General features: G+C 71.2%; 17 protein-coding genes and 4 tRNA genes. 16 read left to right on the top strand and 5 right to left on the bottom strand.

Annotated elements, in window-relative coordinates; all coding sequences use genetic code 11:
* Nucleotides 1-2: 2 nt before the first annotated feature.
* Nucleotides 3-2,630, bottom strand: a complete 2,628-nt coding sequence (treY, locus tag BXY45_RS10910) for a malto-oligosyltrehalose synthase (RefSeq protein WP_109774527.1) — start codon at nucleotides 2,628-2,630, stop codon at nucleotides 3-5.
* Complete coding sequence (gene glgX / locus BXY45_RS10915) at nucleotides 2,627-4,795, bottom strand: glycogen debranching protein GlgX (RefSeq protein ID WP_109774528.1); 2,169 nt, start codon at nucleotides 4,793-4,795, stop codon at nucleotides 2,627-2,629. Before glgX ends, treY begins: the two co-directional genes overlap by 4 nt.
* Nucleotides 4,796-4,998: 203 nt before the next feature.
* Between glgX and BXY45_RS10920 the strand changes: the two genes are divergently transcribed.
* The 3 genes from BXY45_RS10920 to BXY45_RS10930 all read left to right on the top strand — a co-directional run bounded on the left by BXY45_RS10920 (nucleotide 4,999) and on the right by BXY45_RS10930 (nucleotide 5,283).
* A tRNA-Gly gene (locus BXY45_RS10920) sits at nucleotides 4,999-5,071 on the top strand.
* Nucleotides 5,072-5,114: 43 nt separating this feature from the next.
* Nucleotides 5,115-5,185 (top strand) — tRNA-Cys (locus tag BXY45_RS10925).
* A 23-nt stretch (nucleotides 5,186-5,208) separates the two neighbouring features.
* Nucleotides 5,209-5,283: transfer RNA gene (locus BXY45_RS10930), tRNA-Val, on the top strand.
* Between the two features lie 60 nt (nucleotides 5,284-5,343).
* Here the strand turns inward: BXY45_RS10930 and BXY45_RS10935 are convergent.
* Together BXY45_RS10935 and BXY45_RS10940 are read right to left on the bottom strand one after the other, a co-directional pair.
* Nucleotides 5,344-6,360: an extracellular catalytic domain type 1 short-chain-length polyhydroxyalkanoate depolymerase gene (locus BXY45_RS10935; RefSeq protein ID WP_146211161.1), complete on the bottom strand. Its 1,017-nt coding sequence runs from the start codon at nucleotides 6,358-6,360 to the stop codon at nucleotides 5,344-5,346.
* A 97-nt stretch (nucleotides 6,361-6,457) separates the two neighbouring features.
* Nucleotides 6,458-7,081 carry a TetR/AcrR family transcriptional regulator gene (locus tag BXY45_RS10940; protein WP_170131456.1) on the bottom strand — a complete coding sequence of 208 codons (624 nt, stop codon included), beginning with the start codon at nucleotides 7,079-7,081 and terminating at the stop codon, nucleotides 6,458-6,460.
* A gap of 128 nt (nucleotides 7,082-7,209) precedes the next feature.
* On the opposite strand from BXY45_RS10940, the gene BXY45_RS10945 reads away from it, so the two are divergent.
* The 5 genes from BXY45_RS10945 (at nucleotide 7,210) to nikE (ending at nucleotide 14,024) form a co-directional block, all read left to right on the top strand.
* Entirely contained in the window at nucleotides 7,210-8,829 is a 1,620-nt protein-coding gene (locus tag BXY45_RS10945) for an amidohydrolase (RefSeq protein WP_109774531.1), read from the top strand.
* A 61-nt stretch (nucleotides 8,830-8,890) separates the two neighbouring features.
* Nucleotides 8,891-10,567, top strand: coding sequence for an ABC transporter substrate-binding protein (locus BXY45_RS10950; RefSeq protein WP_109774532.1), 1,677 nt, complete (start codon nucleotides 8,891-8,893; stop codon nucleotides 10,565-10,567).
* 39 nt (nucleotides 10,568-10,606) lie between these two features.
* A complete protein-coding gene (locus BXY45_RS10955) occupies nucleotides 10,607-11,545 on the top strand; it encodes an ABC transporter permease (RefSeq protein ID WP_109774533.1) in 939 nt (312 codons plus the stop codon).
* A complete protein-coding gene (locus BXY45_RS10960; RefSeq protein WP_109774534.1) occupies nucleotides 11,542-12,405 on the top strand; it encodes an ABC transporter permease in 864 nt (287 codons plus the stop codon). The genes BXY45_RS10955 and BXY45_RS10960 overlap by 4 nt, the downstream gene beginning before the upstream one ends.
* Nucleotides 12,402-14,024: a nickel ABC transporter ATP-binding protein NikE gene (gene nikE / locus BXY45_RS10965; protein WP_109774535.1), complete on the top strand. Its 1,623-nt coding sequence runs from the start codon at nucleotides 12,402-12,404 to the stop codon at nucleotides 14,022-14,024. The genes BXY45_RS10960 and nikE overlap by 4 nt, the downstream gene beginning before the upstream one ends.
* Before the next feature lie 115 nt (nucleotides 14,025-14,139).
* On the opposite strand, the gene BXY45_RS10970 is transcribed toward nikE, so the two are convergent.
* Nucleotides 14,140-14,562, bottom strand: coding sequence for an SsgA family sporulation/cell division regulator (locus BXY45_RS10970; protein WP_109774536.1), 423 nt, complete (start codon nucleotides 14,560-14,562; stop codon nucleotides 14,140-14,142).
* A 138-nt stretch (nucleotides 14,563-14,700) separates the two neighbouring features.
* On the opposite strand from BXY45_RS10970, the gene BXY45_RS10975 reads away from it, so the two are divergent.
* From BXY45_RS10975 to BXY45_RS11010, 8 genes are all read left to right on the top strand, one after another.
* The gene (locus BXY45_RS10975; protein WP_170131457.1) at nucleotides 14,701-15,234 is read left to right on the top strand and encodes a PGPGW domain-containing protein; all 534 of its coding nucleotides are present in this window, start codon (nucleotides 14,701-14,703) and stop codon (nucleotides 15,232-15,234) included.
* Nucleotides 15,235-15,368: 134 nt separating this feature from the next.
* Nucleotides 15,369-15,440, top strand: a tRNA-Val gene (locus BXY45_RS10980).
* A gap of 84 nt (nucleotides 15,441-15,524) precedes the next feature.
* Nucleotides 15,525-16,163, top strand: coding sequence for an MOSC N-terminal beta barrel domain-containing protein (locus tag BXY45_RS10985; protein ID WP_109774538.1), 639 nt, complete (start codon nucleotides 15,525-15,527; stop codon nucleotides 16,161-16,163).
* A gap of 69 nt (nucleotides 16,164-16,232) precedes the next feature.
* A complete protein-coding gene (gene thrS / locus BXY45_RS10990; RefSeq protein WP_109774539.1) occupies nucleotides 16,233-18,239 on the top strand; it encodes a threonine--tRNA ligase in 2,007 nt (668 codons plus the stop codon).
* A complete protein-coding gene (locus BXY45_RS10995) occupies nucleotides 18,236-18,850 on the top strand; it encodes an HIT family protein (protein WP_425468320.1) in 615 nt (204 codons plus the stop codon). The genes thrS and BXY45_RS10995 overlap by 4 nt, the downstream gene beginning before the upstream one ends.
* Nucleotides 18,851-18,901: 51 nt before the next feature.
* Entirely contained in the window at nucleotides 18,902-19,546 is a 645-nt protein-coding gene (gene pgsA, locus BXY45_RS11000) for a phosphatidylinositol phosphate synthase (protein ID WP_109774540.1), read from the top strand.
* Complete coding sequence (locus tag BXY45_RS11005) at nucleotides 19,533-20,552, top strand: phosphatidylinositol mannoside acyltransferase (protein WP_109774541.1); 1,020 nt, start codon at nucleotides 19,533-19,535, stop codon at nucleotides 20,550-20,552. The genes pgsA and BXY45_RS11005 overlap by 14 nt, the downstream gene beginning before the upstream one ends.
* Nucleotides 20,549-21,763 carry a glycosyltransferase family 4 protein gene (locus tag BXY45_RS11010; protein ID WP_109774542.1) on the top strand — a complete coding sequence of 405 codons (1,215 nt, stop codon included), beginning with the start codon at nucleotides 20,549-20,551 and terminating at the stop codon, nucleotides 21,761-21,763. The genes BXY45_RS11005 and BXY45_RS11010 overlap by 4 nt, the downstream gene beginning before the upstream one ends.
* The last annotated feature ends 11 nt before the right edge of the window (nucleotides 21,764-21,774 follow it).

Below are 21,774 nucleotides of genomic sequence, written 5' to 3' on the forward strand. Positions count from 1 at the left end.
GCTCACGGCGCAGCATCTTCCCCCACGGCCGCCGTGGCGGCGGCAGCCACCTCGCTGGAGCCCTCGCGGACCAGCAGCGCGACCGGCATCGAGGCCAGCAAGCGCGCGAGCTGGATGGCGCCGCCGTCGTGGAGGGCTCCGGTGAGCAGGTCACGCCATGCGCCGGGGCCGTCCTGGCCGGGACGGGCCTCCGGGAGCACCACGGTGTGCTGCCCCCAGCCGCCGAGCCGCTCCAGCGAGGCCGCCAGGCGGGTGGCCACGACCACCACCTGCGGCACCCCGCCGTCCAGCTCGGTCGTGCCGCGGCCGAAGGCCACGGCGTTGCCCGTGGAGGTCGCCACGGCCGTGTACGTCGCGCCTTCGCCGACGAACCACTCGGGGTGCTCGCGGCGCAGTCGCAGCGCGCGGGAGGTGACGAGCAGCTTCTCGTCGGACAGGTCGCCAGGTCGGGCGCCGGAGTCGAGTCGTGCCAGACGACGACGGCGCTCGGGGTAGTCGACGGGGCGCCGGTTGTCGGGGTCCACCAGGGACAGCGAGACCACTTCGGTGCCCTGGTAGACGTCCGGGACGCCCGGCATCGTCAGCTGCACGAGCTTCTGCCCGAGCACGCCCACGCGCACCGGCCCGGCGATGCGCTGGGAGAACGCCTCGACGGCTTCCAGGATGGCCGCGTCTCCGAGCACGCCCATCGCGAAGGACCTCACGGCGTCCTCGTAGGCCTCGTCGGGGTTCGTCCACGTGGTGTGGAGCTTCGCCTCGCGGATGGCCTTCTCGAGGTAGCCCAGCAGGCGTTCACCGCTGATGGGTCCGCCGTCGCGACCGGATCCCCAGGTGCCGAGCAGGGTCTGCCAGATGAGGTGCTCGGTCTGACCGTCCAGCTCCTGGTGACGGTGCTCGGCGGCCAGGCGCCGCCACTGTCGCAGCGCCTCGGCGAACTCCAGTGGCAGCTCCGAGAGGACGGCGAGCCGCGCCCGTACGTCTTCGTCGCGCTTGGTGTCGTGCGTGGTGAGCGTGGTCATGGCCACGGGCCAGTCGCGCACCTGCTGCGCGCAGTAGGCGTGGAACTCCTCCGGCGCCACGCCCACGCGGTCGGGGTCTCCGCCGACCTCGTTGAGCCCGGCCAGGCGGAACCAGCGGTAGAACGCCGTGTCCTCCACACCCTTGGCCATGACGGGTCCGCACGTCTGCTGGAACCTCACCACCAGCTCGGCGCGGTCGGCGTCGGCCAGCCGCCCCGCGCTGCCGACCTCGCGGCCCAGCAACAGGTCGACGACGACGGCGAGGGTGTCCCACCGCTCCTCCGGCAGGTGCTCGCGTGCCTGCTCCGCGGCCTCCTCGAGCACCCGCTGGGCCTCGGCCGGAGCCGGCTCGCCGGGCACCACGTAGGCGCGGTAGCGCGGGAAGGCCACGAGCAGCTCCACCACGCACTCGCGCAGGGCCCGCTCGGTGTGGTCGCGCAGGCGGACGTCCGCCGCGACGATCTGCACGAGCAGCTGCACGAGGCGATGCACCTCGGCGTACAGCCCCGCCTCGACCACCTCCCGCTTGGCGGCGGCGACGACGGCGGGGAAGCCCGTCGCTTCGCCCGTGACCTCCGCGAGCAGCGCCGACAGCGGCCCGGCGCCGGCCGGGTCCACGAAGAGCCCGCCGACGCGCAGCAGTGCGTCGTAGCCGGTGGTGCCGGCCACGGGCCAGTCGTCCGGGAGTACCTCGGAGCCCTCGAGGATCTTCTCCACCACGACCCACGCCCCGCCGGAGTGCTCGGCGAGGCGGCGCACGTACCCGCGCGGGTCGGCGAGGCCGTCGGGGTGGTCGATGCGCAGCCCCTCCAGCTCCCCGGACGCGAGCAGCTCCAGCAGCAGTTCGTGGGTGGCGTCGAAGACCTCCGGGTCCTCCACGCGGATGGCGGCGAGGGTGTCGACGTCGAAGAACCGGCGGTAGTTCAACTCTTCGTCGGCCACGCGCCAGTGCGCCAGGCGGTACCACTGCCGGTCGACGAGCTCGGCCAGCGGCAGCGACTCCGTGCCAGGACGCACCGGGAAGACGTGGTCGTAGTAGCGCAGCAGTGGCTCGCTGCCAGAGCTGTCGAGCTTCAGCTCCCCGGAGCCGAGCACCTGCCCGATCCGCGAGCCGAGCACCGGCATGAGGATCGCGTGGCCCGACGTCCACCAGTCGACGTCGAACCAGCGCGCGTACGGCGAGTCCGGTCCGTCACGCAGCACCGACCACAGGGCTCGGTTGAGCCGCGCCGGGGTCGGTACGGCCATGTGGTTGGGGACGACGTCGGCGACGGCGGCCAGGCCCCTGCTGCGCAGGCGCTTCACCAGCACGTCGAGCGCCTCGCGGCCTCCGGCCTCGGGGTTGACGCGGCTGTGGTCGACGACGTCGTAGCCGTGCGCCGAACCCGGCGTCGGCTCCAGCAGCGGCGACAGGTAGGCGTGGGAGACGCCGAGGGCGTCGAGGTGGTCGACGATGGCGGTGGCGTCGTCGTACCCGAACTCCGGCCTGATCTGCAGCCGGTAGGTCGAGACAGGGACCGGCTTGCCGGGCGCGGGGCGATGCTGGGCGGCGGAGCCGCCCTGTCCGTCCGTGCGTCCGTCGGGGCGCGCCTCAGGTGCGGTGTCGCTCACAGCGCCTCCACTGACGGACGGGTGACCACGAGGAGGCTGCGCCCCGCCACGGTGACATCGGACCCGGCGGGGAACGGCCCGGCGGGTGCTGCGGCGGCCAGAGCCACCGCAGCAGGTTTGGCTGGTGACGGAGCCTCGGGTGGCGAGGCGGTGTCGACCACCACCCGCCACTCGAACCCGTACTCCTCCGGCGGCAGCGTGAAGACGACGTCCTCGTGGGACGCGTTGAACATGATGTAGAAGCTGTCGTCGACGATCTGTTCGCCCCGGGGGTCCGGCTCGGGGATCGCCCAGCCGTTGAGGAAGACGCCGAGGGAGCGGGCGTACCCGGTGGACCAGTCGCTGTGCGTCATGTGGAGCCCAGCGGGGGTGAACCAGGCGATGTCGCCCAGGGAGCTCTCGCCGCCGTGCTGGGCGTCTCCGGCGAAGAATCGGCGGCGCCGGAAGACGGGATGGTTCATCCGCACGGAGATGACCTGCTGGGTGAAGCGCAGCAGGTCGCGCTGCTCGTCCGTGAGGTTCCAGTCCACCCACGAGGTGCGGTTGTCCTGGCAGTAGGTGTTGTTGTTGCCCTTCTGCGTACGGCCCAGCTCGTCGCCGTGGAGGATCATCGGCACGCCCTGGGACAGCAGCAGCGTCGCGAGCATGTTGCGCTGCTGGCGCGCGCGCAGCGCGTTGACGCCCTTGTCCTTGGTCTCGCCCTCGACACCGCAGTTCCACGAGCGGTTGTGGCTCTCGCCGTCGCGCCCGCCCTCGCCGTTGGCCTCGTTGTGCTTCTCGTTGTACGAGACGAGGTCGCGCATCGTGAAGCCGTCGTGCGCGGTGACGAAGTTGATGGACGCGATGGGCTTGCGGCCGTTGTGCTCGTAGAGGTCGGACGAGCCCGAGATGCGACTGGCGAACTCCGCCAGCGCGCTCGGCTCGCCGCGCCAGAAGTCACGGACGGTGTCGCGGTACTTGCCGTTCCACTCCGTCCACAGCGGGGGGAAGCCGCCCACCTGGTAGCCGCCGTCGCCGACATCCCACGGCTCGGCGATGAGCTTGACCTGGGAGACCACCGGGTCCTGCTGGATGAGGTCGAAGAACGCCGACAGCCGGTCCACCTCGTGGAACTGGCGCGCCAGGGTGCTCGCCAGGTCGAAGCGGAACCCGTCGACGTGCATGTCGTTCACCCAGTACCGCAGCGAGTCCATGATCAGCTGCAGCACGTGGGGCGACCGCATGAGCAGCGAGTTCCCGGTGCCGGTAGTGTCGTAGTAGTGCGCCTTGTCCGAGTCGACGAGGCGGTAGTAGGCCGCGTTGTCGATGCCGCGGAAGCACAGCGTCGGGCCCATGTGGTTGCCCTCGGCGGTGTGGTTGTAGACGACGTCGAGGATCACCTCGATGCCCGCCTGGTGCAGCGTGCGCACCATCGACTTGAACTCCATGACCTGCTGGCCGCGGCTGCCGGTGGAGGAGTAGGCGTTGTGCGGGGCGAAGAACCCGATGGTGTTGTAGCCCCAGTAGTTGGTCATGCCCTTCTCCTGCAGGTGGGTGTCCTGCACGAACTGGTGGACGGGCATGAGCTCGATGGCGGTGACGCCGAGGTCGGTGAGGTGCTCGACCATCGCCGGGTGGCCGATGCCGGCGTAGGTGCCGCGGATCTCCTCGGGCAGGCCGGGGTGCGTCATCGTCAGGCCCTTGACGTGCGCCTCGTAGATGACCGTCTCGTGGTAGTCGCGCGCCGGCGGCCGGTCGGTGCCCCAGTCGAAGTAGGGATTGACGACGACGGACAGCATCGTGTGGCGGGCGCTGTCGGCCGTGTTGCGGCGCGACGGGTCCTTGAAGGAGTAGCTGAAGAGCGACTCGTGACCGTCCACCTGGCCGTCGATGGCCTTCGCGTACGGGTCGAGCAGCAGCTTGCTGGGGTTGCAGCGGTGCCCGGCGGCCGGGTCGTACGGGCCGTGCACGCGGTACCCGTACCGCTGACCGGGCTGGATCCGCGGCAGGTAGGCGTGCCAGACGAACCCGTCGACCTCGGGCAGGTCGAACCGCGTCTCCCGCCCCCGCTCGTCCACGAGGCACAGCTCCACGCGCGAGGCGACCTCCGAGAAGAGCGCGAAGTTCGTCCCCGCGCCGTCGAAGGTGGCCCCCAACGGGTAGGGGCGTCCTGGCCAGACCTGCATGGCGTCCTCTCACGGGCGACGGTGGTGCAGCCCGCCGCGTGAGCGGCAGGCAGGGGTCATCCTGGCCGAGCGCGCGCTCTGCCGCCTCGTGGACTGCCAGGACGCGCCTCGAGGAGCGTCCTGCGGCCACATGGGAGGGGGTGGTTCGACTCAGCCCCCTGGCGTGAAGTAATGTTCTTCTCGTTCGGCCGCGAGGCCGGTACGCGGACGTGGCTCAGTTGGTAGAGCATCACCTTGCCAAGGTGAGGGTCGCGGGTTCGAATCCCGTCGTCCGCTCGGAGGGCACCGCTCGAGGGTCGCTCGGACTCGGATGCCCCTCGGTGGAGTGGCCGAGAGGCGAGGCAACGGCCTGCAAAGCCGTGTACACGGGTTCGAATCCCGTCTCCACCTCAAGCGTCACCTCGGTGCCGCACGGGCGATTGGCGCAGTGGTAGCGCGCTTCCTTGACACGGAAGAGGTCACTGGTTCGAACCCAGTATCGCCCACCACACCAGGCCCCGGTCTTCGACCGGGGCCTTTGTCGTACCCGCGACCTCTCACGGTGGACCTCAGGCGCCGGAGTGCGGGTGTGCGGCGAAGAACTCCCACAGCTGCTGCGTGGCGTCCCAGCCCGTGTAGACCTCCTCGCCGTACGGAGTCTGCGACCCGTGCGGCGAGGGCCACTCGTGGCCGTAACCCTTGATCGTCACCAGGGTGACGGACCGCCCGCCGGGGCAGGTCGCCGCGGCGGTCACCACGGGTCCATGTGTGGTCGTGCTGGGAGCCGGGCACCCATTGACGTCCCGCCACATCTGCGCCACGTCGAGGGCAGCGGTCGCGTGGATGGTGGCGGGCCCGACCTTCGACGTCCCGCCGTCGTACAGCACCCGGGTGTCGGTGGTTCCGTTCACGAGCATCACCGAGGGGTGCCCCGGCGGGCGGCAGGGGGTGTCCGGCGCGATGGTTCCCGCTACGGCCCCCACGGCGGCCACCACGTCGCTCGCGCAGGCCAGGCGCTGCGCCATCATGGCTCCGTTCGACATGCCCGCCGCGTAGACGCGCGTCCTGTCGACGGGTACGCGGGCGCTGACGTCATCCACGACCGCAGTGAGAAAGGCCACGTCGTCGACGTCCTCGCGGGCTGCGGCGCCGCAGCAGTCACCTCCGGAGTTCCACGCCCTCCCGAAGCCCTCGGGGTAGACGACGAGGGCGTGCTCCCGTTCCGCGACGTCGTTCCAGCCGTAGGACTGCTCTGCCTGGGAGGCGCTGCCGAACCCGCCGTGGAGCACGAGCACGAGAGGGGCTGGGTCGCTCAGGTCGGCGGGCACGTGTACGGCGTATGTGCGTGCATGGGCGCCGCTGGTGAGGCGCACGGTCGACGTCCCGACGGGGAGACCCGGGAGCCGGGCGGAGTCCGCCGTCGACGACGACGGCGGTGGGCTGGCCGTGATGGGCGAGCCTGGCCCCGAGGCGACGCGCAGGTTCTGTGCTCGGTGGCGCTCGACGAGCCGGGCGCCGACGACGAGCACGAGCATCACGAGCACGAACACCGCCACCGGTGCTGCGCTCCGCGGGAGCCCCCTCACGGGCGGGCACGCTAGCGGCGCGTGCCGCCCACCGGTGGGTGCGTGCGACGAACCGGCAGACGAACGGAGACGCAGCCCCCCCGTGCGCGGGGGCCCCTCAGACGTTGCGGGCGCGCGCGAGAGCTGCGTCGATGACCGTCTGGATGCTGAGCTGCCGGACCGTGGCCCCGGTGAGCTTCGCGAGACCCTCCCGGCTGGCAGCAATCTCGGGGTAGCGGGCGGCGTCGAGTCCTGGCGCCGGTGCCACCCAGGGGTCCCCGCCCTCGGCGTGCACGGCGCTCGAGGCGAAGGCCAGCACGAAACCGCTGTAGACGCTGTACGCGCGCACGAGATCGTCCCCGGTGAGCCCCGCCGCGCGGAAGGCGGACAGGATCGCTTCCATCGAGTCGAGCTCCGCTTCACCCTCGGTGTTGAGTCGCATCGCCTCGAGGCCGATGGCCGGGTGCGCCACGAAGGTCTCGACGGTGCGCTCGGCGAACTCGTGGAGGTAGGCCTCCCAGTCGTCGACGGTTGAGGTCATCGAGTCCAGGACGAGTGCCATGACCCGGTCGAGGAGGCGGCGGACGAGCTCGTCGCGGTTGCGGAAGTGTCGGTAGATCGCGGTCGGGTCGGCATTCAGGCGCGCACCCATTTCGCGGACGGTCACGCTCTTGCCCGCGCGAGCGAGCTCCAGGCCTGCCGCGAGGATCGTCTCCCGGTCAAGTCTCTGTGCCTTCGTCATCATGCCCATCCTCCTCCCTGCCCCATGACGATAGCGGATCGTTGCCATTGTGTAAACACAGTTGTCAACACTGTTGACGCAGGTAGGGAGCGCTCTTACGGTCCGTCCCATCCAGAAGGGAGGATCTTGTGCACACACTCTTCATCGGCGGTCACGCCTATGTGCCCGGTGAGCCCGGGCCCCGTACCGCAGGTGTTGCCGTCGAGGACGGTCGCATCGTCGCCGTGGCGCCCGATGCCCAACTGCTCGCGCACCGCACGGTCGGCACCGAACTGGTCGATCTCCGGGGCGGCCTGGTGCTGCCGGGCTTCGTCGACTCTCACGCGCACCCGCTCATCGGGGGGTACGAAGCCGGGCAGTGCGATCTCGGTAGCGCGACGGACGTCGCCACGACCCTGGCGCTCGTCAAGGAGTACGCCGCCAGGTCGGCGACATCCTGGATTCTCGGCGGCGGCTGGTCGATGGAGCACTTCATCGGCGGCAACCCGCACCGGTCGCTGCTCGACGACGTGGTCTCCGACCGCCCCGTCGCTGTGGTGAGCCGTGACCACCACACGCTCTGGACGAACTCCCTTGCCCTCGAGCGCGCGGGTATCAACGCCTCCACGCCCGATCCTGAGGGAGGACGCATCGAGCGAGGTCCTGACGGCACTCCCACCGGGGTCATCCATGAGCGCGCGATGGAGCTCGTGCTGGATGTCCAGCCGCCAGCGACGTCCGAACAGGTGGTCACGGGGTTGCTCCGGGGGCAAGACGTCATGGCCTCGGTCGGGGTCACCGCGTGGCTCGACGCGCGTGTCGGTGCGCAGCACGGGCTGCCCGACACACTCGACGCCTACCTCGCGGCCGACGCTGCCGGCTCGCAGCGCGCCAAGGTCACCGCCGCGCTCTGGTGGGACCCTGCGCAGGGGGTCGAACAGGTTGACGAGCTGCTCGCCCGACGCGCACGGGCGAGCAGCGGGACCGGACGTATCAGCGCTTCCGTCGTGAAGATCATGGTGGACGGCATCGCCGAGAATCGCACGGCAGCGCTCTCGCAGCCGTATCGAGACCCGCTCGGCCACCCCACCGACAATCACGGCGAGACGTTCCTCACGACCGCGCAGCTGAACGCGGCGGTCGCGGCGGTGATGGCAGCGGGCTTCGACGCCCACTTCCACACCCTCGGCGACCGCGCCGTCAGCGAGGCACTGGATGCGATCGAGGCGGCCTCGTCCGGGCGTCGGGCAACACTCGCCCATCTGCAGATGGTGACTGCCCGGGACGTGGCGAGGTTCGCGCAGCTGGGAGTCGCGGCGAGCATCCAGATGCTCTGGGCCCAGCCGGAGCCCCAGCTCGTCGAACTCACGCTTCCGTTCGTCCACCCGGACCTCGTGGAGAGGCACTACCCCTTCGGCGAGCTGCACGACGCCGGTGCCCTGCTGGCCGCGGGCAGCGACTGGCCGGTCTCCAGCCCCGACCCTCTCGAAGCGATCCAGGTGGGTGTTCTCCGTCGCGACCCACGCCACTCGCGCACGGCCCTCGGTCCGTGCGGCCACCAGCTCGACCTGGCGACGGCGCTGACCGCCGCGACTGCCGGTGCCGCCTGGGCGCTCGGCCGTGAACACGAGTTCGGCACGCTGACGGTCGGCTCGAGCGCCGATCTCGTCACGCTCGCCCACAACCCCTTCACGGCTCCCCCGGAGCAGATCGCGGCATCTCGCGTCACATCGACGTGGATCGACGGGGTACGCGTCCACTCCATCTGATCTGGCCCCACCGCTCCATCCCCTTGCCCCCATCACCCCCTTTCCGAGCAGGAGCTGCACGATGCCCACGGCACTCACTCGCGCACGTAGCGCGCCCGGCCGCACCTTCGCCTCCGCGGTCGCCCTGGCAACCGCCTCCGTTCTCTCCGCGTGTAGCGGCTCGACGCCCTCGCAGGAACCGCCTGCGGCAGGAGGACGTGACGCCGGCTTCGACGTCGTGAACTCCCTGGCCGCCGGGAGAACCCCGGTCGAGTCGGTCACCTGGGCGCTCGCCGAAGGTGAGCCCAGCTCGCTCGATCCGGCACTCGGCTACTCGTACGTGACACCCAATCTGTGCGAGAACCTGCTGCTGCTGAACGAGGACTTCTCGGTGAGCGAGCACATCGCCCAGCGGGCCGAGTGGTCGACCGACACCACGTTCGTCATCGAGTTGCGCGACGACGTCACCTTCTGGGACGGCTCACCGGTCACCGCGGCTGATGTCGTCTACAGCCTCTCGCGCAACCTCCAGCCGTCGTCGAACTGGTACAGCCCCTTCTTCTTCGTCACGGACATCGCGCAGACCGGCGATCTCGAGGTGACTCTGACTTTCAGTCAGCACTCGTCGCAGTTCCGTGAGGTGCTCAGCGGCGGCGCCGGCGCTGTCATGCAGAAGGCCTACGGCGAATCGGTGGGTGATGCGGTCGGCACGGCGGAGACCGGGCTGATGTGCACCGGCCCCTTCATGGTCGAGAAGGGCGGGTGGACCCCTGGCACCTCCATCACCACCCGGGCGAACCCTGCCTATTGGAACGGGACGGTGCTCGCCCAGGAGATCACCTACGTGTTCGTCCCCGACTCGACGAGCCTCACCAGTGCCCTGCTCAGCGGAGAGGTCGACGGCGCCTTCGGTGTTCCCACCTCGGCTGCGGCGCAGTTCACCGAGAGCGACGCCGGCCAGTTCGTTGTCGGTGACTCGACGGGCTTCATCTCGATCATGGGCACCTCGCCGCAGAGCCCCGCGGCCATCGCCGCGGTGCGCCGGGCGCTCGGCCTCGCGATCGATCGTGCCCAGTTCCTCGAGACTATCCTCCACGGCTACGGCACCGAGATGAAGACGCTCGTGCCGCCGTTCATCTGGTCGGGAAGCCCCGTCAGGGACATCTACGACGCGGGTTACGCCTCGCTCCCGGACATCGAGCACGACGTCGAACGAGCTCGCGAGCTCATCGCGGAGTCGGGAGCAGATCTTTCGGAGCCGATGGTCATGGCGGTCCCGGCGGGCAACACCGAGGCGATGCAGACGGCGCTCATCGTCCAGGCAGCGGGCGAGGCGATCGGCCTCACGATCGAGATCGACGAGAAGCAACCCGCCGACTACGGCGCGCTGTACGGCGACCCCGCCCTCAGGGACACCGTCGACCTCATGCTCAGCGTCGACTACATCGCAGTTCCGGCCTTCGTGGCCTACACGCGACTGAACTTCATGCCCACGGACAGGGGCGGCTACTTCAACTGGACTGGCTACAGCAACGAGGCGGTCATTGCTGGTCTGGACGAGGCCGCCACCGCTACGGACGCGACGGCCGCAGCGAAGGCGTACGTCGCCGCCCAGGATGCGTACGTCGCGGACCTCCCCGTCGTGCCGCTCGCTGCCACCTACCAGACCACGTTCCTCGCCGAGGGACTCACCGGCGTCGTGACCTCGAAGGCATCCGTGAGCTCGCCCTGGGCCCTGCACCTGGGCGGACGGGAGTAGCCGGCACATGACCTCGTCCATGACTTCGGGAGACCGCCGGTGCTGAGGCGCGTCCTCGCTCAGCTCGGCGGGCTGCTCTCGACCCTCGTCATCGCCAGTGCGGTGATCTTTGGGGCGCTCGTGCTCACGCCGGGCGACCCCGTCTCGGCGATCATCGGCGGAGTACAGCCCACGCCGGAGCTCATCGCGCAGGTGCGCGCGGACCACCACCTGGACGCTCCCGTGTGGGAGCGATACCTCCAGTGGGTGGGAGGCATCCTGTCCGGTGACCTCGGGCAGTCCATGGTCTACAAGACCAGCATCAGCGCCCTCCTCGCGCCCCGCATCGCCGTCACCGCGACCCTGGTCGCGTACGCGGCGACGATCGTCGCCCTCGTGGGAATCGGGTCCGGCATCCTCGCGTCGCGAGGCGGCCCGTGGGACCAGGCCGTGCTCGTGTCGACCACGGTGGGGCTGGCCATGCCGACCTTCGTCGTCGCGATCCTCCTGGTCTGGGTCTTTGCGCGGCTCCTGGGATGGTTCCCCGTCCTCGGCGTCGGGGACGGGGGCTGGGACACCTTGCGGCACCTGACGCTTCCGGCGGTCTCCCTCGCGATCATCTACATCGCCTACGTGAGCCGGATTACCCGTGGGTCCCTCGTGGCCCAGCAGACGCGGGAGCACGTCGAGACCGCGCGCGTGCGAGGGATCCCGTCGGCCCGGATCTTCCGTGCGCACGTGCTGCGCAACGCATCGCCGCAGATCCTCGCCGTCTCCGGCACGACCTTTGCGTCGATGTTCGCGACGGCGGCCATCGCCGAGCAGGCCTTCGGGCTCGGTGGTGTCGGTGCCCTCTTCACCGAAGCCGCGTCGAGGAAGGACATCCCCGTGGTACAGGTCATCGCACTGCTGATGGTGTCGATCTTCGTTGCGGCCAACGCACTCGTCGACATCATCGCCGCGCTCATCGATCCCCGCAGCGACCGGACACACGCATGAGCGCCGCTCCCTCCGTCGCACGTCCGTCCCTGCAGCGTGCATGGAGGACGGCGCGCGGCGGTCCCGGTGTCATCGTCGCAGGGGCGGCGCTCGCAGCGATCGTCGCGAGCGCGGCCCTCGGCCCGCTCGTTGCGCCCTACGACCCCCACCAGCCCTTCGTTGGGCAACCGTTCGAGCCAGCCTCCTTCGAGCACTGGCTCGGCACCGACGCGATCGGGAGGGACGTCTTGTCGAGGATCCTCGCCGGAGCGCCGGGGAGTGTCCTCCCGCCCTTCGTGGTCGCCGTCGGCGCGACTTTGCTCGGTGCGATCGTCGGCGTCACGGCCGCGTGGTGCGGGCGGGCTGTCGACTGGTGGCTCTCACGTGTGGTCGACGTCATCTTCGCGGTCCCCGGGCTCGTGCTGGCCGTGTTGGCCGTCGCCATGTTCGGCAAGGGCCTCGTGGCACCGTCCATCGCGCTCGTCATCTCGTCGTTGCCGCTGACCGCTCGGCTCATCCGCGTCACCGCCCGAGTGGAGCTCAGCAAGCCGTACGTCGAGGCACTCCACGTACAGGGCACGGGCCGGCTCGCCGTCTGGGGGCGCCATCTGGCGCCGGCCCTCGCTCCGACGTTGCTCGCGCAGGCAACCATCGGCTTCGCCTACGCGATGCTCGACCTCGCCGCGATCTCCTACCTGGGCCTCGGGGTGCAACCACCGTCGGCCGACTGGGGCTCCATGATCGCGGACGGTCAAGCGGCCATCCTCCAGGGACACCCCGGTCAGTCACTCGCCGCCGCGACCCTCGTGCTCGCAACGGTGCTGAGCGTGAGCGTCCTCGGTGCGCACGCCACGACCTGGGCCGAGGGGACCGACACGTGAGCACCGTCGCGCCGCCGCTGCTCGACATCGAGTCCCTGCGCATCACCTCGCCCGCGCGGGTGCTCGTCGAGGACTGCACCCTGTCCGTCGCGTCCGGTGAGGTCGTCGGTCTCATCGGCGAGTCGGGTTCCGGCAAGTCGCTGTCCCTGCGTGCGGTCGTGGGCCTGCTCGACGCACGTCTGACCCAGTCCGGGCGGATCTCCGTGGACGGCAAGAACCTTGACGCACTCGACAAGGCCGCTCGGCGCCGGGTGCGGTCACACTCGATGGGGGTGGTCTTCCAGACACCGCGGGCGCATCTCAACCCGCTCCGCAGCATCGGCGACTTCATGACCGAGGCGCTGACATGCGTCGCGGGAGTCTCCGCGTCCGAGGCTGAGGTGCGCGCGGAGTCGCTGCTGGAGGAGGTGGGGATCACCGACCCCCGCCGACGCATGCGCCAGCACCCCGGTGACCTGTCCGGGGGTCTCCTGCAGCGAGTCATGATCGCGTCAGCCCTCGCCATGGAGCCACAACTGTTGCTCGCCGACGAGATGACAACCGCGCTCGACGTCACGGTGCAGGAGGAGGTCATGGCCGTCCTGCTCGACCTCCAGCGCGAGCGCGGTCTCGGCATCCTCTTCGTGACGCACGACCTGCAGCTCGCGAGAGCGGTGTGCGACCGGATCGCCGTCATGTCCGCGGGGCGGATCGTCGAGACAATCCCCGCTGCTCGCCTCGACAACGCGGTCGAGCCCTACACGCGAGCACTCGTCGCGTCGTCCACCCTGTCGAGGCAGCCCGCGGCGACGGACAGCGAGGCGGCGAGCGAGCCCATCCTCGAGGTCCGGGGCCTGCGCCGAGAGTTCATGGTCCGGAAGGCCCGCGGGTGGGGTCGTGAGCCGTTCGTCGCAGTGGACGGTGTCGACCTGACGCTCGGCGCCGGACGGGCACTCGCCGTGGTCGGCCAGTCGGGGTCGGGGAAGACGACGACGGCCCGGATCATCTGCGGGCTGGAGCGTGCCGACGCCGGGACGGTCACCGTCCAGGGGGAGGACTGGAGCCAACCGGCGCGGTCTGTCCGCGAGCGAAGGCACCGCGCAGCCATGGCCCAGATGGTGTTCCAGGATCCTTATCAGTCGCTGGACCCGCGGCAGAGCGTCGAGTCGTGCCTCGCGGAAGCTGTTCGGCTGCAGGAACCGGGCAGTGCGGACGCGGTGCGGGAGCGCGTCCGAGAGCTGGTCCGCAGCGTTGCGCTCGACGAGTCGGTGCTCGATCGCACACCGCGCTCCCTGTCGGGTGGTCAGCGGCAGCGGGTCGCCATCGCCCGGGCGCTGGCGGCGCGACCGAAGCTGCTGGTGCTCGACGAGGCCGTCAGCGCCCTCGATGTGACGGTTCGTGCCGAGATTCTCGATGTGCTCGAAGAGATCCGACACGATGCGGGTGTCGCCCTGCTCATGATCACGCACGACCTCGACGTCGCTGAGCGCCTGTGCTCACACGTCGTGGTCATGCGCGCAGGTCGCGTCATCGAGTCGGGCCCGGTCGCGGAGGTCTTCTCCGCTCCGGCGGAAAGCTACACGCGAACTCTCCTGGCATCGATCCCCAGGCCAGGCTGGGTGCCGCGTCGTCGTGGCTGAGCCGGGAAGCCGGACCAGAACGAGGCCTCGATGCGGCGTCCCCCGAACAACAGGAGGGCGCCGCCCCGTCGCCGGGATGGCGCCCTCCTCGTCCGAGCGGGAGCTGGGTCTCGAGCTAGACAGCGCGGCCCAGGAGCTCGGCAAGTTCGTCGTCGACGTGGACGTGGCGGCTCTCGGCGCCCGGAGGCACGAGGGCGTGGGTGCGGTCGAGGAAGTCACGCAGGTCGGCGGCGTCGGCCTCCAGGACAGCGTGGCCGTCGGGGGAGCTGAGGGACACGAGGACGACCTCGAGTCCGTCGACCTCGCCGGGCCAGACCTGCACGTCACCCTCACCGGTGGGACGGCGCAGGCCCTCACGGAGGAGGTCACGGGCGAAGACCCACTCGATGGAGCCGCCGTCACCCCGGAAGGACGCCGTCACGGCGAACGGGTCGTGCACGCCGTAGCCGAACTCCACCGAGACCGGCACCTTGCCCGACTCGGGGACGACGAGGCGCAGCTCGACCTCGGCGTCGACGTGAGCTGAGCCTCTGGGCACGCTGGTCCTCCCCGGTGATGCGGCGGCACGGAGCCGGCAACGGAGCCGACCCTGTGGTCGGACACCTTCGATGTTCCCCTGTCCCGGACGGATCAAACACCCCCGGGCGGCGTGTCGTACGAGACGTACCCTAGGCGGGTGCAGCCTGCGCCGCCGGTCCCTCCCGCCCCTGAGGGCAGCCGGACCCCCCCTGAACAGGGCGGGGACCACCCATCCGGGCGCACCGGCGCCACGCGCAGCGGGCTCGCCGCGCGGCGCGCCGAGTACCGCGACCGTTGGGAGTGGCGCGCTCGTATCCGCGCGGACCCGGGCAAGCACCGCATCTACCGCGTCGTCGTGGCCTGCGTCGGGGTCTTCCTCATCCTGCTCGGGGCCGCAACCGGCTGGCTCCCTGGTCCGGGGGGCATCCCGTTGGTGCTCGCCGGTCTCGCGGTGCTCGCGAGCGAGTTCGTCTGGGCCCACCGGCTGCTCAAGCGCGCCCGCCTCGCCGTCCACCGCTTCACCCGCTGGGCGGGCAGGCAGCCTCTGTGGCTGCGACTCACGGGCTCCGGGGTGGGGGTCGCCGTGGCCCTGGGCGGCGCCTGGCTGTTCCTCGTGGTGCTGGGGCCCCCCGAGGTGCTGCCGGCCGGGGCCATCGCCCTGCTCGATCGGATCCCCGGCGTCGACAGCTAATCGGTCGACAGCTGATCGACGGCCAGTTGACGGTCAGGTGACCGCTGGCCCGACACCCGCTCAGGCACCGGCGCAGGCGGGTGCGGCCCGTGAACGGCCGACCCCGACGGGCCTGTAGTGTGTTCTCCGCACCCGGGCGATTGGCTCAGCGGTAGAGCGCCTCGTTCACACCGAGGAGGTCACTGGTTCGATCCCAGTATCGCCCACCCGGGTCTGACGGGCCGTCCCTGACAGGGACGGCCCGTCAGTGCTTTCCAGGCTTTTCAGGTGCTCCCGCGAGGAGGTCGTCGGTGACCGAGGGCGTCGTCGTCGGGCGGGTCGCGCTGCTGAGGCGCTTTCCGCTCCGCTCCGCGGGCGGAGACCTCCCGACGAGCGTCCACCTGGACGCCGCGGGTCTCCAGCACGACCGGCGCTGGCAGCTCCTCGACGCCGCGGGGTCACCGCTGCGGGCTCGTGAGCTGCCGGAGCTGGCCGCTCTGTCCGCCTCTGTCGACGACGACGCGCTGCGCGTGCGACGAGCCGCCACTGACGCGCTTCCTCTCGACAGTGGCTGGCCGGAGCAGCTGGCTGGACCCGGCGCCCGCCTGCAGGACTCTCGTGCCGAGGGGGACGGCCGTCGCGGGGGCCACCGCGACGGCGCGGCGGTGCACCTGGTGGCCGCCGGTGCCGCTGACGCACCGGACGCGCCCGCTGAGTGCGACCCGGGGGAGCGTGCCAACGTCGTCGTCGACCTCGACCCTGCTGCGGCGCGCCCCGGGGACGAACGCGGCTGGGTCGGCCGCCGCTTACGCCTCGCAGGCACAGGCGAGGCGGCCGGGCCGCTGCTGGAGGTCACCCGCACCCCGAAGCGCTGCCTGGGGGTGTACGCCGACGTCGTCGAGCCCGGCGAGGTCCGCGTGGGCGACGTCGTCGTCCTCCTCGACCTGTGACTCGACCTGTGACTCGACCTGTGAAGGGGCCTCGGCGGGCGCTGCGGCCCGCGCCGTAGAGTCACGGCCGTGTCTGAGCCTGCTGTCCTGCGCGTGGTGGTCGACGGTGACGAGCGCGAGGTCGCGGCCGGCACCACAGCGGCGCAGCTCTACGAGACCCGCCGCGACGTCGTGGTGGCCCGCATCGACAGCGGGTCGGGGCCCGAGCTGAAGGACCTGACCACCGAGCTGTCCGACGGTGACGTCGTGGAGGCCGTCGAGATCGGCAGCCCTGACGGTCTCGACGTGCTGCGCCACTCCACCGCGCACGTGCTCGCGCAGGCCGTCCAGTCCCTGCACCCGCAGGCGAAGTTGGGCATCGGGCCGCCCGTGCGCGACGGCTTCTACTACGACTTCGACGTCGACGTCCCCTTCACCCCCGAGGACCTCAAGGCCCTCGAGAAGGAGATGCAGCGCATCGTCAAGGAGGGGCAGACCTTCGCCCGGCGCGTCGTGACGGACGAGGAGGCGCGCGCGGAGCTCGCCTCCGAGCCGTACAAGCTGGAGCTCATCGGGCTCAAGGGCGGCACGGGCAGTGCGGACGACGGCACCGAGGTGGCTGAGGGCGCCTCCGTCGAGGTCGGAGCCGGCGAGCTCACGATCTACGACAACGTCCGCCGCGGTGGCGAGGTGGCCTGGAAGGACCTGTGCCGCGGCCCGCACGTGCCGAGCACCCGCCTGCTGGCCAACGGCTGGCAGCTCACCCGTACCGCCGCCGCCTACTGGCGCGGTGACCAGGCCAATCAGCAGCTGCAGCGCGTCTACGGCACCGCGTGGCCGTCCAAGGACGAGCTGCGCGCCCACCTGGAGCGCCTCGCCGAGGCCGAGCGGCGTGACCACCGCCGCCTGGGCGCCGAGCTCGACCTGTTCTCCTTCCCCGACGAGATCGGCTCCGGCCTGGCGGTGTTCCACCCGCGCGGTGGCGTCATCAAGCGGGAGATGGAGGACTACGTCCGCCGGCGGCACGTGGAGGAGGGCTTCGACTACGTCGGCACGCCCCACATCTCCAAGCAGCACCTGTTCGAGACGTCGGGCCACCTGCCGTACTACGCCGACACGATGTTCCCGCCGATGGAGCTCGAGAACGCGCAGTACTACCTCAAGGCCATGAACTGCCCCATGCACAACCTGATCTTCAGGTCGCGTGGGCGGTCCTACCGCGAGCTGCCGCTGCGCTTCTTCGAGTTCGGGTCCGTCTACCGCTACGAGAAGTCGGGTGTGGTGCACGGCCTGACCCGCGTGCGCGGCCTCACCCAGGACGACTCCCACAGCTACTGCACCCCCGAGCAGGCACCGGCCGAGATCGAGAAGCTGCTCAATTTCGTGCTGGGGCTGCTGAAGGACTTCGGCCTGGACGACTACTACCTCGAGCTGTCCACTCGCGGCAGCAGTGACAAGTTCATCGGGTCCGATGAAGAGTGGGAGCAAGCCACGGAGGTCCTGCGCGGCTGCGCCGAGCGCACCGGCCTGGAGCTCGTGGCCGACCCGGGTGGCGCCGCGTTCTACGGCCCGAAGATCTCCGTTCAGGCGCGCGACGCCATCGGCCGCACCTGGCAGATGTCGACCATCCAGTACGACTTCAACCAGCCGGCCCGCTTCGGCCTGGAGTACACCGCTGCTGACGGCTCCCACCAGCAGCCCGTGATGATCCACTCGGCGAAGTTCGGCTCGCTGGAGCGGTTCTTCGGTGTGCTCGTCGAGCACTACGCGGGTGCCTTCCCCCCGTGGCTCGCGCCCGTGCAGGTGGTCGGCGTGCCGGTCGCGGAAGACTTCGCCCCGCACCTGCACGACGTGGTCCGTCAGCTCAAGGCGCAGGGGATCCGCGCCGAAGTGGACGACTCCGACGACCGCATGCAGAAGAAGATCCGCACCCACTCCAAGGCGAAGGTGCCGTTCGTGCTCATTGCCGGTGGCGACGACGTCGAGGCCGGCGCGGTCTCCTTCCGCTACCGCGACGGCTCGCAGGACAACGGCGTGCCGGTGGCGGAGGCCATCGCGCGCATCGTCGAGGCGGTCCGCTCCCGGGTCCAGGTGTGAGCGAGCCCTTCGACGCCGCTGCCGCCCAGGGGGCCGAGGATCCCGCCGGGTTCGCCCGGGAAGCTGACGGCTTCGAGCGTCTGTGGACGCCCCACCGCATGGCGTACATCGGCGGGGAGAACAAGCCGCCGAGTGCTGCTGCCGGGTCCGGCTGCCCGTTCTGCCGGGCACCGTCGCTGGACGACGACGACGCCCTCGTCGTCGCCCGCGGCGAGCTGTGCTTCGTGGTGCTCAACCTCTACCCGTACAACCCCGGGCACCTCATGGTCTGCCCCTATCGGCACGTGGCGGGCTACGTCGATCTGACGCCCCAGGAGACCGTCGAGGTCGCGACGCTCACGCAGAGCGCGCTGCGGGTGCTCACGCACGTCAGCAACCCCTCGGGGTTCAACCTCGGTGTGAACCAGGGCGACGCCGGCGGTGCGGGCATCGCCGCGCACCTGCACCAGCACGTGGTGCCCCGCTGGACGGGCGACGCGAACTTCCTGCCCGTCATCGGGCGGACCAAGGCGCTGCCGGAGCTGCTCGCGGACACCCGCGCCAAGCTCGCCGACGCCTGGGCCCGGACGGGTGAGCCCGGCACCACCGCCAGCACCATCGGCCCTCGCTGAGCATCTCCTCTGCAGGCCCTCCGGACCTGGTCCGGTTAGCCTGCAGAGGACATGCTCAACCGCTACGCCCGGGCCTGGTTGGCGCGCGTTCTGACGCCGCTGGCCGTCTTCCTGCTGCGCCGGGGCGTCAGCCCCGACACCGTCACGGTGGTCGGCACCGTCGGCGTCGTCGTCTCCGCCCTGGTGGCCTACCCGCAGGGCCAGCTGTTCTGGGGCACCATCGCCATCACCTTCTTCGTGTTCTCCGACGCCCTCGACGGCACCATGGCCCGGCTGTCGGATCGCAGCAGCGCCTGGGGCGGTTTCCTCGACTCCACCCTCGACAGGTTCGGGGATGCCGCCGTCTTCGGCGGTCTGGTCCTCTACGCCACGGGAGTAGGCGTGGGCACCCCCTGGGCTCGCACGCTGGCGGTGCTCGCGCTGCTCAACCTCGCGCTCGGCTTCCTCGTGTCCTACGCCCGGGCTCGTGCCGAGGCCGCCGGGGCTCGCGCCGACGTCGGCGTCGCCGAGCGCAGCGAGCGCCTCGTGGCCACGCTCGTGGTGACCGCCTTCGTGGGTCTGGGCCTACCGCACCAGGTGCTCGTGGTGGTCCTGGCGCTGCTGGCGGTCGCGAGCAGCATCACGCTGGGGCAGCGCTTCTCGCTCGTGCGCCGCCAGCTGCAGCCGGGTGACGAGCCGGCTCGTGCGCGCAGCTGAGGCGGGGCGCAGCGCAGCGGCGCTCGGGTACCGGGCGGCGTTCGCCGTCGTCCCCCGCCTCCCGGAGGCCCTCGTGCGTGGGGCGGCGTCGCTGGGGGCCGACGTCGCCGCCCGTCGCCACGGACCGGGGGTGCGCCGGCTGGAGGCCAACCTCGCGCGAGCGACGGGTGCCGGTGGTGTCGAGCTGCAGCAGCTCGTGCGCGACGGCATGCGCTCGTACGCCCGTTACTGGGCCGACGCGTTCCGCCTGCACACCTGGACCCCTGAGCAGCTGCGGGAACGCACCCGCGTCGAGGGCGAGGGCCTGCCCGAGCTGGTCGAGGCGCTGGAGTCCGGACGCGGTGGCGTCGCCTTCCTGGGGCACTCCGGCTCGTGGGACCAGGTGGGCGCTTGGGCGGCCGCCACATGGAAAGCCCCCGTCGTCACGGTGGCCGAGCGCCTGGAACCCGCCGAGGTCTTCGAGGCGTTCCTCGCCTTCCGCGAGCGGCTCGGCCTGACCGTGGTGGCGATGGCACCCAACAGAGGATCAGGCAGCGGCGGTGGCGGAGCCAGCTTCGCCTCCCTCGTGAGGGCGCTGCGCGGTGGCGCGTTCGTGCCGCTGCTGGCCGACCGCGACCTGTCCGGCGGCGGCGTTCCGGTGCAGCTGCTCGGGCACCCGTCTCGCGCCGCCGCGGGACCTGCGGCGCTGGCCCTGGCCACGGGGGCGCCACTGTTCCCGGTGAGCGTCCACTACGAGCCGGCCGCCCGGGAGCGGCGCGGCCGCAACCGGTGGCGGCCGTGGACGGCCGTCGCCGTCGTCCACCCGCGGGTCACCGTCCCCGCGCCGCTGGCCGCCGAACCCGGGACACGGCCCGACCGCCGGGCCCAGGCCGCTGCCATGACGCAGGCCTGCGTCGATGTGCTGAGCGCCGCGGTGCGGGAGCACCCCGCGGACTGGCACATGCTCCAGCGGATCTTCACCGAGGGTGACCGCATCGAGGGTGTTCGCACGGGGGCAGCGTCGTGAGGGTCGGTCTCGTCTGCCCGTACTCCTTCGACGTCCCGGGCGGCGTCCAGGCGCACGTCAGCGACCTCGCCGAGGTGCTCCTGGAGCAGGGGCACGAGGTGTCGGTGCTGGCTCCGGTCTCCGAGCCCGACTCGGCCTCACCCGAACCACTGCCGCCCTGGCTGGTGTCCGCCGGCGGCGCCGTCCCCGTCTCCTACAACGGTTCCGTCGCCCGGGTGAGCTTCGGGCCGGTGGTCGGTCTGCGGGTGCGCCGCTGGCTGGCCGAGGGCCACTTCGACGTCGTCCACCTCCACGAGCCCGTCACCCCGAGCATCGCCCTCATCGCGATGCTCACCGCCGAGGCGCCGCTGGTCGCCACCTTCCACACGGCCTCGCTGCGCTCGCGGGCCCTGCAGGCCGCGCTGCCGCTGGTACGGCCGGGGCTGGAGAAGCTGTCGGCCCGGATCGCCGTCAGCGAGGATGCCCGCCGCCGAGTGGTCGAGCACCTGGGGGGAGACGCCGTCGTCGTCCCCAACGGGGTGTCCGTGGACAGGTACGCCGCCGCACCGGTGCGCCAGGAGTGGCGCGGGCGCCCCGGGGCGCCGGTACTGCTCTTTCTCGGGCGCTTCGAGGAGCCGCGCAAGGGCTTCGGGGTGCTCGCGCAGGCGCTGCCCGCCCTGCGCGCCGCCCACCCGGGGCTGCGGGTGCTCGTCGCCGGACGGGGAGACCCCCGGGTCGCTCATGAGCTCGCCGGCGACCACGCCGAGTGCCTGGAGATGCTCGGGTCCGTCAGCGAGGCCGACAAGGCCTCCCTACTCGCCTCCGCCGACCTGTACGTCGCGCCGCAGACCGCGGGGGAGAGCTTCGGCATCGTGCTCGTGGAGGCCATGAGCGCCGGCACACCCGTCCTGGCCAGCGCGCTGCCCGCCTTCTCCCGTGTGCTCGACGGCGGCACCCTCGGGGAGCTCGTGCCCGTCGGTGACCCTGCGGCGCTCGCGGAGGCGGCAGCGGCGTTGCTCGACGACGACGAACGCCGCCGCGCCGTCGCCGCCGCAGCCTCGCGCGCCGTGCGCCGCTACGACTGGTCCGTGGTGGCCCACCAGGTACTGACCGTCTACGAGACGGTGCTCAGCGGGGTGCACGGCACGGCGGCGGCCCTCGGCGAGCCCGGCGGTGACCCTGCCGCTGGGCGCCTCCTCGCGCAGTGGCGCGGCGCCGAGGTGCTCCCGTGAGCGACCAGGCG

This window comes from Quadrisphaera granulorum (assembly GCF_003149145.1).
GTDB classification, from domain to species: Bacteria; Actinomycetota; Actinomycetes; order Actinomycetales; family Quadrisphaeraceae; genus Quadrisphaera; species Quadrisphaera granulorum.